The sequence below is a fragment of the Mesorhizobium carmichaelinearum genome (genome assembly GCF_900199455.1).
GTDB lineage: Bacteria > Pseudomonadota > Alphaproteobacteria > Rhizobiales > Rhizobiaceae > Mesorhizobium > Mesorhizobium carmichaelinearum.
This window is the reverse complement of record NZ_FZQR01000001.1, coordinates 344,760-358,624: the sequence shown is the minus strand read 5'-3', so window position 1 is coordinate 358,624 and position 13,865 is coordinate 344,760. Positions and strand designations below refer to the sequence as shown.

11 protein-coding genes are annotated in these 13,865 nt (G+C 61.2%); all 11 read left to right on the top strand.

All coding sequences use genetic code 11. The features are described from left to right. Positions 1-28: 28 nt before the first annotated feature. The 11 genes from CKW40_RS01475 (at position 29) to CKW40_RS01425 (ending at position 13,749) form a co-directional block, all read left to right on the top strand. Entirely contained in the window at positions 29-1,264 is a 1,236-nt protein-coding gene (locus CKW40_RS01475; RefSeq protein ID WP_095198170.1) for an ABC transporter substrate-binding protein, read from the top strand. A gap of 65 nt (positions 1,265-1,329) precedes the next feature. Next, on the top strand, positions 1,330-2,439 hold the full coding sequence (locus CKW40_RS01470; protein WP_095198169.1) for an ABC transporter ATP-binding protein: 1,110 nt from the start codon (positions 1,330-1,332) through the stop codon (positions 2,437-2,439). Positions 2,440-2,489: 50 nt separating this feature from the next. Further along, positions 2,490-3,371, top strand: a complete 882-nt coding sequence (locus CKW40_RS01465) for a polysaccharide deacetylase family protein (protein WP_095198168.1) — start codon at positions 2,490-2,492, stop codon at positions 3,369-3,371. A 42-nt stretch (positions 3,372-3,413) separates the two neighbouring features. Then, positions 3,414-3,746, top strand: a complete 333-nt coding sequence (locus CKW40_RS01460) for a hypothetical protein (RefSeq protein ID WP_095198167.1) — start codon at positions 3,414-3,416, stop codon at positions 3,744-3,746. Continuing rightward, complete coding sequence (locus CKW40_RS01455) at positions 3,739-4,788, top strand: CobW family GTP-binding protein (RefSeq protein ID WP_095198166.1); 1,050 nt, start codon at positions 3,739-3,741, stop codon at positions 4,786-4,788. Before CKW40_RS01460 ends, CKW40_RS01455 begins: the two co-directional genes overlap by 8 nt. 5 nt (positions 4,789-4,793) lie before the next feature. Continuing rightward, positions 4,794-6,014, top strand: coding sequence for an ABC transporter substrate-binding protein (locus tag CKW40_RS01450; RefSeq protein WP_095198165.1), 1,221 nt, complete (start codon positions 4,794-4,796; stop codon positions 6,012-6,014). A gap of 26 nt (positions 6,015-6,040) precedes the next feature. Next, on the top strand, positions 6,041-7,408 hold the full coding sequence (locus CKW40_RS01445; protein ID WP_095198483.1) for an amidase: 1,368 nt from the start codon (positions 6,041-6,043) through the stop codon (positions 7,406-7,408). Between the two features lie 69 nt (positions 7,409-7,477). Further along, entirely contained in the window at positions 7,478-8,446 is a 969-nt protein-coding gene (locus CKW40_RS01440; RefSeq protein ID WP_095198164.1) for a cyclase family protein, read from the top strand. Positions 8,447-8,666: 220 nt separating this feature from the next. Further along, complete coding sequence (locus CKW40_RS01435; protein WP_095198163.1) at positions 8,667-9,647, top strand: AraC-like ligand-binding domain-containing protein; 981 nt, start codon at positions 8,667-8,669, stop codon at positions 9,645-9,647. A gap of 103 nt (positions 9,648-9,750) precedes the next feature. Then, the gene (locus CKW40_RS01430; RefSeq protein ID WP_095198162.1) at positions 9,751-11,778 is read left to right on the top strand and encodes a hydantoinase/oxoprolinase family protein; all 2,028 of its coding nucleotides are present in this window, start codon (positions 9,751-9,753) and stop codon (positions 11,776-11,778) included. Positions 11,779-11,781: 3 nt separating this feature from the next. Continuing rightward, complete coding sequence (locus CKW40_RS01425) at positions 11,782-13,749, top strand: hydantoinase B/oxoprolinase family protein (RefSeq protein ID WP_095198161.1); 1,968 nt, start codon at positions 11,782-11,784, stop codon at positions 13,747-13,749. Positions 13,750-13,865 lie beyond the last annotated feature (116 nt).

Here is a 13,865-nt window from a genome sequence, read left to right as displayed (position 1 = left end):
GAACACAAGAACAACTGGAGACAAAGCAATGTCAGTTTCGTCAGAAATCAATCGTCGTTCACTGTTGAAGCGTTCCGCGGGCGCTATGGCGCTTGCGATGGGAGGCGGCACCCATTTCCTGTCTTCCAGCGCCGCTTACGCGCAAAGCACGGCACTTGCATCCGAGCAGCTGCGCACCATCGGTCTTTCGGTGACCGTTCAGGAACGCATCCTGGCCGACTTCAAGAAGGCAAGCGACGTCGGCTCGACCTCGGGCACGGCGGCAACCTTTCCGGATGCGCAGACCAAGATCCTGTCCGGCTCCAAGGATTATGACGTCTGGGAAACCATTGGCGAGCGTCTGCCTTCCGTCGTGATGACCGACAATGCCGATCCGATCGCGACCTCGGCGCTGAAGAACTGGTCGAACATCCGTGACATCTTCAAGAAGCCCGATCCGAAGTGGCCCGCCTCGGCGCAGATCGTCGGCCAGATCTGGACCGACGACACACAGACGGCGTTGTGGATGGTCCCTTCCGTCTTCAACTTCGATTCCGTTGGCTACAATCCCGACATCGTTTCCGAAGAAGAAGCAAACAGCTGGACGGCGATTTTCGATTCCAAGTGGAAGGGCAAGTCCGGCCTCAATACCGACCCATTGACGGCTTTCGGCCAAGCCGTGATGGCGATGAACACGCTTGGCCTCTCGGATGTGAAGAACCCGGGCAATGCATCGGCGGCCGAGATCGACGAAGCTGCGAAATTCCTGATTTCCAAGAAGAAGGACGGCCAGTTCCGCGCACTTTGGGGCGATTTCGGCGAACTCGTCAACTTCCTCGCCTCCGGCGAAATCGTCGTGTGCGACGCCTGGCAGCCGGCCGTCATGGCTGTCAAGGCACAGGGCAAGGCGTGCAAATACGCCATTCCCAAGGAAGGCTATCGCGGCTGGTCGATCGGCAACACCATGCTGAAGGGCACGCCGAACAAGGCTGCCGTCGAAGCCTACGCCGATTACTGGCTGTCGGGTCCTCCGGGCATCATTGTTTCCGAGCAAGGTTACTATTCGCCAACGACCAACATCAAAGAGGTCATGTCGCCGGAAAAATATGCGTTCTGGTATGAAGGCAAGCCCTGGGTCGGCGCTACAGAGCGCGGCATCAAGGAAGGCGATCTGCGTGACGGCGGTTCACTCGAAACACGCGCGGCCAACGTCGCTTACTGGCACCAATGGCCGGAAGAATATGATCACCTGGTGCAGAAGTGGGATGAATTCCTGAGCGCCTGATGTCTGACGGGGCGGGCGATCAGCCTTGCTTGCCCGCCCCAACCCCCTTTTGCGAAGCGAGTGCGATGATTTACGATCTCGAACTGTACAGGATCGGCAAGGTTTACGACAACGGCACGCCAGCCGTGATCGACTTCAACCTGTCCGTCAGCAAGGGCGAGTTCATTGCATTCCTCGGCCCGTCGGGCTGCGGCAAGACAACGACCCTGCGAATGATCGCCGGGTTCGAGAGCATTTCCTCCGGCAACATGATGGTCAAGGGTGTTCGCATCAACGACATGCGGCCTGCCGACCGCCCGACATCGATGATCTTTCAGAATTATGCCTTGTTCCCGCACATGACGGTCCGCCGCAATGTCGGCTATGGCCTCGAGGTCAAGGGGATGGCGAAGGCCGCGCGTGACGCCAAGGTCGATCGCATGCTTTCGACGCTTGGTCTGGACGATGTCGCCGAGAAAAAACCCGACAGGCTTTCCGGCGGCCAGCGCCAGCGCATCGCACTCGCCCGCGGCCTGGTGGTCGAGCCGGATATTCTTCTTCTGGACGAACCGCTGGGCGCGCTCGATGCCAATCTGCGCAAAGCCATCCAGAACGAGTTGAAGCTGCTGCAAAGGACGCTCGGCATCACCTTCGTGTTCGTGACGCATGCCCAGTCGGAAGCCCTGGCGCTCTCGGATCGCGTCGTGGTGATGAACCAGGGTCGGGTCGAACAGATCAGCCCGCCGCATCAGCTCTATACGCGCCCCAACACCCCGTTTGTTGCCCGGTTTATCGGCCGCAACACGATCTTCACTGGCGCGGTCAGGGGTATTGAAGACGGGCGCACCATCGTCGACACGCCACTTGGAACACTTGCCGGCGGCGCCAATGGCGACATGAGCCCAGGCGCTGCGGTCAATGTTGTCATTCCAGCCGAAGCCATGGAAGTTCATACGTTGAGCAGTGCCACCCGCGCTGCGATCTCCAGACAGTCCGGCGGCAATGTCATCGACGCCAAAGTCAGCCGCTTCGATGTCGTGGGCCACATTTCCCATCTTTCGGTCGAGTTGCCGGATGGGCGGGCGATCGCGCTCGAGGCACATATCGACAAGTATCCGCCGGGCGCCTTTCCCGCGGGATCGGACATCCTGCTTGCCTGGAACCCTGGTCAGGCAACGGTCATCCCGGCGACCTGAAGAATATCGAATCCATAAAATGGACCGGAAAACCTCAAGGAGAAAATGACGTGGCAAAGGAAATTCTGTGCAGCTTTGGCGTCGACGTCGATGCAGTGGCCGGCTGGCTGGGGTCTTATGGCGGCGAGGATTCGCCAGACGATATTTCACGCGGCCTGTTTGCCGGTGAAGTCGGCAGCATGCGCCTTTTAAAACTGTTCGAACGGTTCGGCATCAAGACCACATGGTTCATTCCCGGTCACTCGATCGAGACGTTCCCGGAACAGATGCAGGCCGTGGCGGACGCAGGCCATGAAATCGGTATCCACGGCTACACCCACGAAAACCCGATCGCGATGACACGCGAACAGGAGATCGAGGTCCTCGACAAGTGCATCGAACTGGTGACGAAACTGTCCGGCAAACGCCCGACCGGCTATGTGGCGCCATGGTGGGAGTTTTCCACCGTCACCAACGAACTGCTGCTGGAGCGCGGCATCAAGTACGATCACTCTCTGATGCACAATGATTTCACGCCGTATTACGTGCGTGTCGGCGACAGCTGGACCAAGATCGACTATTCCAAAAAGCCCGCCGACTGGATGGTACCGCTGAAGCGCGGCCATGAAACGGACCTGATCGAAATCCCGGCATCCTGGTATCTCGACGATCTGCCGCCGATGATGTTCATCAAGAAGTCACCCAACAGTCACGGCTTCGTCAATCCGCGCGATATCGAGGATATGTGGAAGGCGCAGTTCGACTGGGTCTATCGCGAAATGGACTACGCGGTCTTCCCGATCACCATCCATCCCGATGTCGCCGGCAGGCCACAGGTCCTGATGATGCTGGAACGGCTCTACGCCCATATCAGCAGTCATCCCGGCGTCAAATTCGTTACGATGAACGAGATCGCCGATGATTTCGCCAAGCGCTTTCCGCGTCGGAAATAAGGCCGATAATGCCTGCGCTTTGTCCGTCATGAGGTCGTTGTCATGTGTTCGCTGTGCGGAATTCTCGGAAGCAATGAGCACTGGGCCGATGCGGTGGCGCGTCCGGGCGTGTTCACGCGCAACACCGAGCGTGTCGACCGCCGCCGGGAGCGGGCGAAGCGCGTCCGTATTGCCGGCCGTATTCTCACCGAGTTCGGCATGACCCTGTCGGACTGGCAGGGCAGCTCGTTCCTTCTGTCGACCCGCACGGGCAAGACGGAGATGGTCGAGGATCTTGGACATCTGTGGCCGCTGGCCGAAAAGATATCCGGCCGCGTCTGCGATCCGCTGTCGCGTTCGCTGATCGACAAGCTGGAGGGCGGCGGCAATGCCTGACGCCTTCCCCGACTTCACGCCGGTCAATCTGCTGACCGGGTTTCTGGGCTCCGGCAAGACCACGCTGCTGCACCGTCTGCTGCAGGATCCGGCCCTGTCCGATACAGCGGTGCTGATCAACGAGTTCGGTGAAGTCGGCCTCGACCATCATCTGCTGGAGCGAATCGATGACACTATGGTGCTGCTGCAATCGGGCTGCGTATGCTGCACCATCCGGGGCGAACTGGCGCAGGCGATGCGCGACCTGCAGTCAAAGCGCGAGCGCGGCATCGTGCCGCCCTTCCGCCGGCTGATCATGGAGAGTACCGGGCTTGCCGATCCGTTCCCGGTTTTGTCCACCCTCAAATCCGATCCTGTGCTGCGCCATCATTTCAAGGCGGCAAATGTGATCACGACCCTCGATGCAGTCAATGGCCTGGTACAGCTCAAAACCCATGGCGAATCGGTGCGGCAAGCGGCAATCGCCGATGCGATCGTGCTGACCAAGACCGACCTGACCGACGAGTCGGCGGTTGCCCGGCTTATGCGGCGCGTGCGCCGGATCAATCCGGATGCCCCCTTTGTCGACGCGCAAGCCGATCACTTCGATGTCGATCGTCTGCTGAGCGGAGTATCGGGAGAGGGTGAGGGCGCGCCTTCAAAGGGTGGCTTTTATTGCGAGGAACCGCCGCCCGCCATTGGCGACGCCGGCAGCGCCCATCAAAAGCGGGTGCATTCCTTCGTCATGACCATCGACGCTCGTATCGACTGGACCGCCTTCGGACTGTGGTTGAGCATGCTGCTCAACCGGCACGGCGACAAGGTTCTGCGGGTCAAAGGCATCCTCAATATCGAGGGAGAGGACAACCCCGTCGCCATTCACGGCGTCCAGCATCTCGTCCATCCCCCTGTTCACATGACGGGGTGGCCTTCCGATGATCGCCGCTCCCGCATCGTTTTCATTGTTGACGGACTGGATGCCGATCTGATCCGACGCTCCTTTTCAGCCTTCAATCGGCTCGGGCTGCCACAGCCCGCAGCCAAGATCACCGAGACCGCGTAGGGGCCATGACCAAGCATCACAAGCCATCGGCGCTTTCGTCACCAGCGGTTCACACGGAGGGCCGGCCGAAGCTTCGTATTCTCGGCACCGCCATTTCCCTGCTGGAGGAACTGCGGCTCGGCGCCGAGCGCGATCTCGGCATGGACATCGAATTCGACAATCAGGATTTCATGACGGCCCAGCACAAGGCGGCGCTGGAGCCGGACACCTACGATATCTACGACCAGTGTTTTCACAATCTCGATATCGTCTGGTACTGGCGCGCGGTGCAGCCGATCGATATCGACCGCATCGGTCTCTGGGATGAAATCACCGATCTGACCAAGACGGGGCGCATCGGTCCGAACGCGCGGATCGGCCAGGGCGATGCGCCGGTCACCAAGCTTTTCGTACAACCGAACCTTGCCTTGGACGAAAAGCCGTCGCGCTGGATTTCCATGCTGCCGACGACCCACAATTTCGACAGCTTCGCCTACAGTCCCGAGGTCGTAAGGAAGAACTCCGCGCGAATGAACTCGTGGGCAGCGCTGCTCAACGAGGAGTTTCACGGACATGCGGCGCTGGTCAACGAGCCGGCGATCGGCATTTTCGACGCGGCGCTGGCAGCCCAGGCGGCGGGCCTGATGACATTCAAGAATCTCGGCAACATGTCGGTCGAGGAGATCGACAGACTGATGGATATTCTGGAGGCACGCAAGAAATCCGGATTTTTCAAGGGGTTCTGGAGGTCTGCCGAAGATGCCGCGGATCTGATGACCTGCGGCGACGCCGTGATCGAAAGCATGTGGTCGCTCGGCATCAGCAAGCTCGATCTGCGCGGCGTTCCCGTGGAGCTGGCAAATCCGGTGGAAGGCTACCGCGCGTGGCATGGTGGGCTATGCCTGTCCAAGCGGCTGAACGGACGCATGCTGGACGCGGCCTATGAATATCTGAACTGGTGGCTGTCAGGATGGCCAGGCGCCGTGGTCGCGCGCCAGGGCTACTATATGTCGACGCCGGAACGATCCCGGGCGCACATGACGCCCGCCGAATGGGACTACTGGTACCAGGGGTTGCCGGCGGCGAACGACCTTCCGGGACCGGATGGATTGCTTCGGGTCAAGGCGGGAGCGGTCAGAAGCGGCGGCTCCTACTGGCAACGTGCCAATTCCATTGCCGTCTGGAACACCACAATGGACGAACACAATTATCTCGTGCGCCGCTGGATGCAATTTGTCGCGGCCTGAGCGCGCCTCAAAAAGGAAGCATAGCCATCACACAAAAGCTGAACTCCCTGTCTGTTGCCCAACTCTCGGTGATGATCCAGTCCGGTTCGGTTGACCCGGTCGAGGTCGCCGAAGCAACGTTCGACGCAATTGCCGCCCATGCCGATCCGGCTGTTTTCATCAGCCTGTTACGCGACCGGGCCATGGGCGAGGCGGGTGCTGCCTCACGCCGGATCAGGGATGGCCGCTCGCTTGGCCTTCTGGATGGCATTCCGGTTGCCTGGAAGGACCTGTTCGACATCACCGGTCTGGCGACGACGGCGGGCTCCAAGGTTCTTGCCCATGCCGCGCCGGCACTCGACGATGCCGATGTGGTCTCGCATCTGAAGGCGGCGGGCATGGTTGCCACCGGCCGCGTCAACATGAGCGAGTTTGCGTTTTCAGGGCTCGGTATCAATCCCCACTACGGCACACCCAGGAATCCCAGAAGCACGGATGTGTCGCGCATTCCGGGTGGCTCCTCGTCGGGTTCGGGCGTAGCTGTCGCGGCTGGTCTGGTTCCGGTCGCGATCGGAACCGACACCGGCGGCTCGGTGCGCATCCCTGCCGCCTTCAACGGGATTGTCGGATACAAGGCCAGCCGCGGGCGCTACTCGATGCGTGGCGTCTTTCCGCTGGCGCGGAGCCTTGATGCGCTGGGGCCGCTCTGCCGCACGGTGCAGGATGCCGTCTGGATCGATGCCGCCATGCGCGGCTTGTCGGCACCCTCGATAGGCCGCGGCACCCTCCAGGGACTGACCATCGTGATCCCGCACAATGTGGTGTTCGACGATGTCCAGTCCGGCGTGTCGGACGCATTCGAGGCCGCGGCCACCCGCCTTGCCAAGGCAGGCGTCAAGATCGTGCGGTTTGCCATTCCCGCGTTCGATGAGATTCTGGACCTGACGGCCAGGCATGGCGCGCTGGTGACGGCGGAAGCCTATGCCTTGCATCAGCACCGGCTTGCCGGCCCGGAGGCGGCAGACATGGATCCGCGCGTGGTGACACGGACGCGGCTCGGCGCCAAGATCACGCTCGTCGACTATCTGGAAATCGTCAATGCCCGCGCCCGGCTGATCGAGCAGGTCGCCCGACTTGTGGATGCCGGGGCGCTGATCGCGTTTCCGACCGTCGTCCACGTAGCCCCGCCGATAGAGCCGCTGGAAACCGATGACGAGCTGTTCGTCAAAACCAATATGCGCACGCTGCGCAACACGCTGCTCGGCAATTTCCTGGACTGGTGCGGCGTTTCCATACCTTGCGGCACGGGCGAGGCCGGCATGCCTGTCGGCTTCCTGCTGTCGGCGCTGCCCGCGCGCGACGAGCAGCTGCTGTCGGCGGCGCTTTGTGCCGAAGCGGTCATTCGCGGCGAATAGGCGCTGCCGCCCAGACGACTATGGAAGCCTTTGGTCGCGCTTCCCAACCGAACGACAAGGAGAACGGCAATGTGCATGGCGTGTTACGTCGACGAGGCAACAAAGAGCAAGATCATTGCCCACAATGCCGAATTCCATAAGGTCACCAGGAGCCCCTACGGCAGCGACGACGAGATCGGTATGTTGAACCTCATCGATGCCGAGTCCCGCTCGGCCATCATGAGCCGCACCGATCCGTCCAAGGTTTTCGATCTGTCGGTGGACCATTTCGTCGGCATGCCCGGCTGGTTCGGTGCCGGCGATCAGCCCTATCAGATATGGATGACGCACACGCCGCAGGGCGAGATCGTTGCCAACGCCATGGGCGTAACCCCCGAGGCCAACAAGCTCGTCGGTTATTCCGGCGATGCGATATCGATGTACACCCATTGCGGGACCCACATCGATACCTTCAACCATTTCGGCTACAACGGCGAGATCTTCAACGGCTTTACCGCGCGCGACCATCTCGGCAGCCGCGCCTGGCAAAAATGCGGACCGGAAAAATATCCGCCGATTTTTGCGCGCGGCATTCTGCTGGATGTCGCGGCTCTGCACGGCGTCGATACGTTGCCGCCGAGCCATCCGATCGGCCGGGCCGATATCGAGGGCTGCCTGAAGAAGCAGGGCCTGTCGATCAAACCTGGTGATGTCGTCCTGCTTCGTACGGGCCAGATGCTGCTGTGGCCCGACAAGGCGTTCACCAGCAACACGCCGGGGCTCAATCGCGAAGGCGCCGAGTATCTCGCCAAGCACGGCGTGATCATGATCGGTGCCGACAATCTGACGCTGGAGCAGACACCTTCGGCACATCCGGAGAATTTCTTCCCCGTTCACACCTATCTTCTGGCCGAAGCCGGCGTCCCCATTTTGGAAATGGCCCAGCTCGAGGAACTGGCGGCGGAAAAGGTTTACGAGTTTGCGTTTTTCGGCGCCTGCATCAAGCTGCGCGGCGCCACGGGAACGCCGATGCGGCCGGTAGCGATGCCGCTTCGATAAATTGCGCGCACCCCCGCGAAACCGCGCGCTTGCAAACAGGCATTGGCGGGTCTTCGATCGACAGCAGCTAAGGGAACTCGAACCCCGTTCCGGCCGGGAAAGCGATCCAGCTGCCAAACGACCACATAAGTTTATTCGTTTTTGACCAATACGCGCCGGCAGATTCCTGTAATCTTCGGAAAAACACCGGGACAACCGGGCCAACCAGAAAGGTCGGGGAATGAAATACGTCGTCGATACGATCGGCGGTCCCGCAGGCGGTGATGCCTGGCAAGCCGCTGTTACCGAAGCCTATTTTCCGCTCGACACCGAGTATCGGAACCGTCGCGAATTTTCAGGCACGCTGGAAACCTTTTCCCTCGGGCTCGTCAGCGTGTCTAAAATGCGCTGCGATGCCGTCAGCTATCGCCGCCATCGCCGCCACTTCCTCAACGAGCGTGACGCCAGCCTGCTCATCACCATCCCGGAGATGTCGGAGGTGAATTTCTCGCAAGGCTCGAGGACCGTCAATTGCGGTCCGGGGGGCTTCCTCGTCGAGAGGGGAGATGCGCCTTACGAATTCTGGCACGGCAAGCCAAACGCGCTGTGGGTCCTGAAGGTGCCGTCATCGAGCGTTCGGGCACGGATCGGATCCGCCGAACGGCTCAGTGCGCTCAGTTTCGACGCGACCCAAGGCATCGCCGCGCTCTTCCTCGACACGGTACGAACCACGATCGGCCATGTCGATGAAATCACTGAAGTCGCTCGCGAGATGATGGGCAGGCACATCCTGGAAATGCTGTGCCTGTCGATCGTGAGCGACGATCGCGTGCTGGACAGCAACATCTCGTCGATCCGGGCCGGACATTTGCATCGCGCCGAGCAGTATATTCGCGACAATTTGAAGAATTTCGGCCTCGGCCCGCAGGCGGTGGCCGACGCCTGTGGCATCTCCCTGCGTTACCTGCAGGTTCTTTTTCAGGACAGCAACCAGTCGATCAACGGCTTCATCCGCGACGCCCGGCTTGAACTTTGCGCCGAGGAGCTGATGTCGGTGACCAACATCAGCAGCGTTGCCGAGATCGCTTACCGCTGGGGCTTCGCTGATCAGTCTCAGTTCTGCAAGCACTACCGGGCGCGGTTCGGCTGCGCACCGACCGATACCCGTCGCGAAGCAGCGAACCGGGCAGGCCGCCCTTCGACCTCGAGAGAGCGCCACTAGACCCGACGAAATCCGGGCCATTCCACCATTTATTGCAACGTCACCCCGGCGTGGGGCGGCGAAGGCGGGGCTTTGCCCGCAAAGACCTTGCGAAGGAACTGTCATGAGCCGAATTAGAGTTGCCGTCGATGTCGGAGGGACCTTCACCGACATCTGCATCATGGACGAAGACAGCGGCGCGATCCGCATCGAAAAGACCGCCTCCACGCCTGACGATCCCATGCAGGCCATCATGAATGGCGTGGATCAGGGCCGCATCGATCTTTCGCAGGTGACGATGTTCTCTCATGGTACGACGGTCGCCACCAATGCGTTGATCACCCGCCGCCTGCCACGCACCGCAATGGTCTGCACCGAGGGGTTCCGTGACGTTGTCGAGATCCGTCGCGCCAACAAGGAAGATCTCTGGGACACCTATAAAGATGTCGCCAAACCCTATATCCCGCGCCGCGACCGGCTGACTGTCCGGGAACGGGTCAGTGCCGAGGGAACGATCCTGGAAGCACTGGACGAAGAGGCTGCGCGCCGTGTCGCCGACATTCTCAAGAAGCGGCAGGTCAAGTCCATCGCCGTCTGCTTCATGAACTCCTATGTCAACGGCGCCAACGAGCGCCGCATGCGTGAGATCCTGAAGGAGGCAATGCCGGATGTGCCGGTCTCGATCTCTTCCGAGGTCATGCCGGAAATCTTCGAGCACGAACGTTTTTCCACCACCATGGCGAACGCCGTCTGTGCCCCGGTCGTCGTCGACTATGTGTCGCGTCTTGGAGAAACGCTTGCGGCGGCCGGATACAAGCGAGATCTCCTGTTGCTGCACAGCGGTGGCGGGGTCATGACGCCCGCGAGCGTCAAGGATTTTTCAGCCCGGCTCGCAGGATCGGGCATCGCCGCCGGCGCGATCGCGAGCCGTTTCATCGGAAATCTCTGTGGCTTCCCCAACTCGATCGGCTTCGACATGGGCGGCACCAGCACCGATGTCTCGCTCGCATGGAACGGGGAATCGCGCATCACAAAAGACTGGTACATCGAATTCGGATATCCGATCCGCTTCCCTTCCATCGAAGTGCTGACCATCGGTGCGGGTGGCGGGTCGCTGGCATGGCAGGACGAAGGCGGCAGCTTGCGCAACGGACCGCAGTCCGCCGGCGCCTTTCCAGGTCCGGCCTGCTACAAGAATGGCAACCGCACCGCCACCAACACCGATGCCAATGTCGTGCTCGGCCGTCTCGGCACCAGCCTTGCAGGCGGCAAGATCACGCTCGACCGCGCTCTGGCCGCCCAGGCGGTGCAGGAGACGGTGGCGGCACCCTTTGGCATGGAACTCCACCAGGCGGCCGAGGCGATCATCGCCGTCGCCAACGCCAATATGGGCAATGCCGTCCGGCTTCTCTCCATCAGCCGAGGCTATGACCCGCGCGACTTCGCACTCGTCGCATTCGGCGGTGCGGGCGCCTTGCACGGGGCGGCCGTGGCCAAGGAGCTTTCGATTCCAACTGTGATCGTGCCGCCCAAACCCGGCGTCACCTCCGCGCTCGGTTGCCTTCTCGTCGACGTGCAGCACGATTTCTCCGAAAGCTTCATGGCCGATGCTTCGACTGTCTCGCCCTCCGAGATGCAGGCGGCGTTTGTTCTCATGGAAAAACAGGCCGTCGAGCGTCTGGCCCATGAGGGCGTGGCGCAGGAAGACATGGCGCTGCAGCGTACGGTCGAGATGATGTATCAGGGTCAGTGGCGCTCGCTTGCGGTGTCGGCGCCGGCGCGGATCGAGAGCATCTGCTCGCTGATCGAGGCCTTCCACAACGAGCACGAACGCGAGTTCAACTATCGCCGCGAAGAGGCGCCGGTGTCGATCTTCCGCATCGCGGTCAAGGCGATCGGCATCGTTCCGAAAGCCGAGATACCTCGGCACGAAGTCTTGCCTCACGTGCCCGAGCCCCTCGGACGCCGCGGCGTCTGGTTCGACGGCGTATCTCACGATGCAGCCGTGTATGAACGTGACCAGCTCAGCGCCGGTGCTGCTTTCACAGGCCCTGCCATTGTCGAACAATTCGATTCCACCACCGTGGTTCCGCCGGGAATGAGCGCGACCGTCGATGGCTTCCTCAACATTCTCATCGTGACGAAAGGCTGAGACATGACAAAGCTGATTGAAACGAGCCCTGGCCTCGATCCGGTAACGTTCGAGGTGCTGAAGAACTCCTTCATCACCACTGTCGACCAGATGGCCGAACAGATGCTTCGCACCTGCTATTCCTTCGTCATCTACAACCGAGACTTTTCGAACGCCCTGCACGATGCCGATGGCAACTCCGTCGCCCAGGGCAACTACGACATCGCGGTCCATGTCGGCACACTGCACAACACGTGCAAGGAGGTGATCCGGGTCTTCGAAGGCGATATGGCACCCGGCGACGTCTACGCAATCAACGATCCTTATGCCGGCGGTACGCATTTCAGCGATGTTCGGCTCGTCCGGCCGATCTTCGACGAAGACAAGCTGATCGGCTTCTCCCAGTCGAACGGCCACTGGTCGGATCTCGGCGGCTCCGTGCCGGGTTCCTTCGACGTCACCGCTCGCGACATGTTCCGCGAAGGCCTGCGGATCACGCCGCTGCGCCTTTTCCAGCGCGGCCGCTTCTGCTCCGATGTCGCCAACATGATCGCGGCCAACACGCGCGATCCGGCATCGATCATTGGCGACATCCATTCCCAGGCGCAGGCGACGCAGGCGGCCGAGCGCGAACTGTTGCGGCTGGTCAAGAAGTACGGGCGCGGCCAGGTCATGCGCGGTATGGAGGAGGTCCAGGACTACGTCGAACGCGCCGTGCGAAAGCGTCTCGCGGAGCTGCCCGACGGCACCTGGGAGACGGTCGACTACATCGATCGCGATCTCGGCGCCGGCGAGGGCATGATCCCGATCCGCATCAAGATGACGATCAAGGGCGACACGATCCACTACGATTTTACCGGAAGCCATTCGACCATCGCCTCGATGTACAATTCCGCGCCGGGCGCGACCTTCTCGGCCGTGGTCGCCGGTATGAAGACGTTCTTCCCGGACCTTCCGCTCAACAGCGGGTTTTACCGGATGATCGAGGTGACCGCGCCGAAGAACAGCATCGTCAGCGCGGAGTGGCCGGTGGCGGTGACCGGGTTCCTGATGCCGTTCGAAAAGATCATGAACGCGATCTTCGAGATGTGGTCGAAGATCATGCCGCAACGCGCTATCGCCTGTGCCTTCAACCTCGAATATCTGCTGGCCGGGGGGCGGGACGCACGCAAACCCGAAAAGCCGATCTTCATGTTCTACGAATGGCTGCCTGGCGGCTGGGGCGGGCGCAACGGCAAGGATGGCGCCGATGTCACCACCGCCTGCTTCGGAACGGGGCTGATGTCGCAACCGAACGAAGGCAATGAGCGGGTGAATCCCACTCGAACGATCGAGTTCCAGATCAAGCAGGATTCAGCCGGTCCCGGCAAATGGCGGGGTGGCGTCGGCGTGCAGAAGACCTCGTTGTTGCTTGACGCCGAAAATGCCGTCATGTCCTACATTTGCGACCGCGAGCGGGCTGTCGTCTGGGGCGTCGAAGGCGGCCTGCCGTCGATGCCCCACGGCTTGACCATGAAGCGCGCCGGAGAAGAGACCGAGATTTGGCTCGGCTCGGTGTTCTCCGATTACCCGGTCCACACAGGTGACCAGTTCGCGCGTCCGACGGCCGGCGGCGGCGGTTTCGGTGATCCACTGGAGCGCGAGCCCCGTAAGGTGATGGAGGACGTGATCGACGACTACGTTTCTCTGGAGCGTGCCAGGACCGACTACGGCGTGGTGATCCGCGAAATCGACCGCGACCTGTGCCAATACGAAATCGACGAGACGGCGACCGAAGCCTGCCGTGCCGACATCCGGGCGAAACGCAAGGACTGGGCCCGCATGGATCCGGAGGAAGTCGCGCGCAAATACCGCTCCGGCGAGATCGATACGCTCGATGCGGTTCGGCACTATGCCGTGATCCTCGACTGGGAGACTGGCGAACTGCTTCCCAAAACCACCGCCCAGTTCCGTGAGAGCTTCGAGAAACGCACCGTTGCCCACTGGGCCTGAGCGCTAACGAGCGCGCCGCAAACCTTGCGGGCGCTCGCACGGAGCCATCTGTTTTTTCGATACCATTTTCAAAGAATTACTATTTCACAGCAACCTGAAGCTGGAGCAACAATGCT